Source organism: Porphyromonas sp. CAG:1061, from assembly GCF_000435035.1.
Taxonomy (GTDB): domain Bacteria; phylum Bacteroidota; class Bacteroidia; order Bacteroidales; family Porphyromonadaceae; genus Porphyromonas_A; species Porphyromonas_A somerae.
On record NZ_HF988852.1, the window covers coordinates 1 to 2,436 of the forward strand.

Consider the following 2,436-nt stretch of genomic DNA (forward strand, 5'->3'; position numbering starts at 1 on the left):
CTTAGTTGCAACTAAACTTTTGCCCTCTTACGCCACCCACTTTTTATAGGTCTATAATAAGTATATGAGTAGTCCCACACTCCTTTTGGATGAACGGTTCTAGTCTTAGAATAGCCTTTGGTAGGCTCCACATAATATACTAATATACTAATGTGTGAATGGTTGTTCGGGTATTGGTAAAAGGGTATAAAGAGAGCGGTTCATTCGCTTATTACTTAATTCCCGATGCGACGGTTCTGTAAAAAGGGGGTTGCAAGGGGTGAGAGTATGGAAATCTTTTGCTACCTTTGTACCTAGCGATGGGGTGGTTGCCTCCACGCGGTGTATTTTGGCCCAGTAGCTCAGCTGAATAGAGCGTCAGATTCCGGTTCTGAAGGTCGGGGGTTTGAATCCCTTCTGGGTCACGATGGGGCTACTGATGTAGCTCAGACAAAACGAACAGAACTTACAAACTTACAATATTCGAAGTATATGAAGGGGATTACCTATCTTGGGATTTTGGTAGAGGTGATTGGCGCCGCTATATTGATTTATCTAGGCTTTGCTGGCACAGGGCAGACCAATACTGGTTTGGTGATAGGTCTTGTACTGGTGCTTGTGGGCTTTTTGCTTCACATCTTCCTCGATAAAAAGTACAATTCTCTCCCCGAAGAGAATCAGTAATCATCACTTCTCAGAGCTGGAGGAGTGTAGGATGACAACCTAGAGGTGATGCAATCCCTGGGTGGTCGTCCTATCTGTACACTATTCTAAGCTAGTAGGGAGGTAACTTAAGAGAGCGACGAGATGAAGGGTGGCTACTTTACCGAGCGTCCGCTGGTGGTGGTTGGTGCCACGGGGCGGCTATCTAGTGAATTGATATTCTATGCTCTGCTACAGCGTTTCAGTCGTCGACTGGTGCTTTGTGGCGGGAGCGAGGAGCGGCTTCAAGGGATTAAGGACGAGATAGAGGAGTCGGGCTTCGGAGAAATTGAGATTCATACCACCCTCTCGATGGAGGAGGCGGTATCGGAGGGGGGATATCTGCTCTTTGCCAAGAGTGTGCAGAGTAGTCCTACCACTCGCGAGGCGATGCTATTGAGCAATGCTCCCTTTGCAGTGGAGTGTGGGCGTGCACTCTCCGCGGTGAAGGACAAAGTGGAGCGGGTGGTCTGCGTGAGCAATCCCTCCGACCTGATGGGGCTCACTCTGCTGGTGCATAGTGGATTGTCGCCCGAACGGGTAATGAGCCTTTCGTCGCTAGATACCGAGCGCTTCCGAAGGACGTTGGTGCGTTGGTTGGGGGTACCGCCTAGGGTACTTAGCGATGTCTACACCTTGGGAAGCCACGATGGGGCAATGGCACCGATGCTTGATAGAGTTCGGGTAAATGGTGCTTCACTCAGCGAGATGGGCATCAGCAGTGAGGAGGAGGTGGAGCTGGTGCGTGCGGTGCGGTATGGTGGCATCTCTATCTACAAGCAGAGAGGTCAGACTGCCTATCAAAGCCCAGCGGTGCATGTATTGCGGATGCTGATGGCCACGGACTGTGAGCCTTTTGAGCTCCCTACGGCTAGGTATCATCACTCCCGTCGGTACCCTCATACCTTTGGTTCGCTTCTCACCAAGATAGATAGCCAAGGGTGCTACCATCTGCCCACGAAGCTCACAGCTCGCGATGGGGCGGCACTGGATGGGGCATTTGCTTCGATTGAAAGGATGAGGCAACAATTGATAAAGGGTGGGTATCTGCCCGACCCTAGTGAGTGGGGGCGTCTCCTCCAGAGGGAAGAGGAGCTGGTGGAAATGATATAATATGATACAATATATAAAGGGAGAAGATGCAAAAGATATATAGCTCGAGAGAGATCGCGGAGATGGAGGCAGAGCTGGTGGCAGAGCGTACCGATTGGGAGGATGCCTCGGAGCTGATGGCGCACAAGGGAATTGCGGTATGCAATCGCCTGAAGCAGGACTTCTATGCTGCTCGCCGTGCGGTGATCTTTGCTGGGCCCAACGAAAAGGGGGCTTTGGCGATCAGGGTAGGCACCTCGCTAGTGGGCATGCAGTATGATGTAGAGGTGTTGCTCCTGAATCCTAAAGGTACTTTGCCCGACGAAGTGGCCCATGAGCGTGATGCCTTTATGGAAGTTTCATCGCACCTCACCGAGGTGACAACCAATGCTTTTGCCCTCCCAGAGCTGGCTCCCCAAGACCTTCTGATTGATGGAATACAGGGGCGGGAGCTGATGGCTTCGCTCAATAATGTGACGAAGTACCTCAATCAGATAAAGGCGATCAAGGTGGCACTGGAGATCCCCTCTGGTATGAGTGAAGAAGTGGAGGGGCCTATTGACTATACCAAGATATTAAAGGCCGACGTCACCTACACCTTTTATAGTCCTAAGCTACTACTCCTTTTGCCCGAAAATGAGCCTTATGTGGGTCAGTGGCGGG

At 51.2% G+C, this 2,436-nt stretch carries 3 protein-coding genes and 1 tRNA gene; all 4 read left to right on the top strand.

Annotation, left to right across the window (positions count from 1 at the left end; translation table 11 throughout):
• Positions 1-330 precede the first annotated feature (330 nt).
• Positions 331-404: transfer RNA gene (locus QVO39_RS01090), tRNA-Arg, on the top strand.
• 67 nt (positions 405-471) lie between these two features.
• Positions 472-663, top strand: a complete 192-nt coding sequence (locus QVO39_RS01095; protein ID WP_018029097.1) for a hypothetical protein — start codon at positions 472-474, stop codon at positions 661-663.
• 123 nt (positions 664-786) lie between these two features.
• Complete coding sequence (locus tag QVO39_RS01100; RefSeq protein WP_021902651.1) at positions 787-1,794, top strand: lactate/malate family dehydrogenase; 1,008 nt, start codon at positions 787-789, stop codon at positions 1,792-1,794.
• 26 nt (positions 1,795-1,820) lie between these two features.
• Positions 1,821-2,436 (top strand): NAD(P)H-hydrate epimerase (locus QVO39_RS01105; RefSeq protein WP_288171363.1); only part of this gene is annotated, 616 nt, incomplete at its 3' end.

Excerpts from the sequence above, each read along its gene's own strand:
- QVO39_RS01095 (WP_018029097.1), top strand. The coding sequence starts at position 472 with ATGAAGGGGATTACCTATCTTGGGATTTTGGTAGAGGTGATTGGCGCC.
- QVO39_RS01100 (WP_021902651.1), top strand. The coding sequence starts at position 787 with ATGAAGGGTGGCTACTTTACCGAGCGTCCGCTGGTGGTGGTTGGTGCC.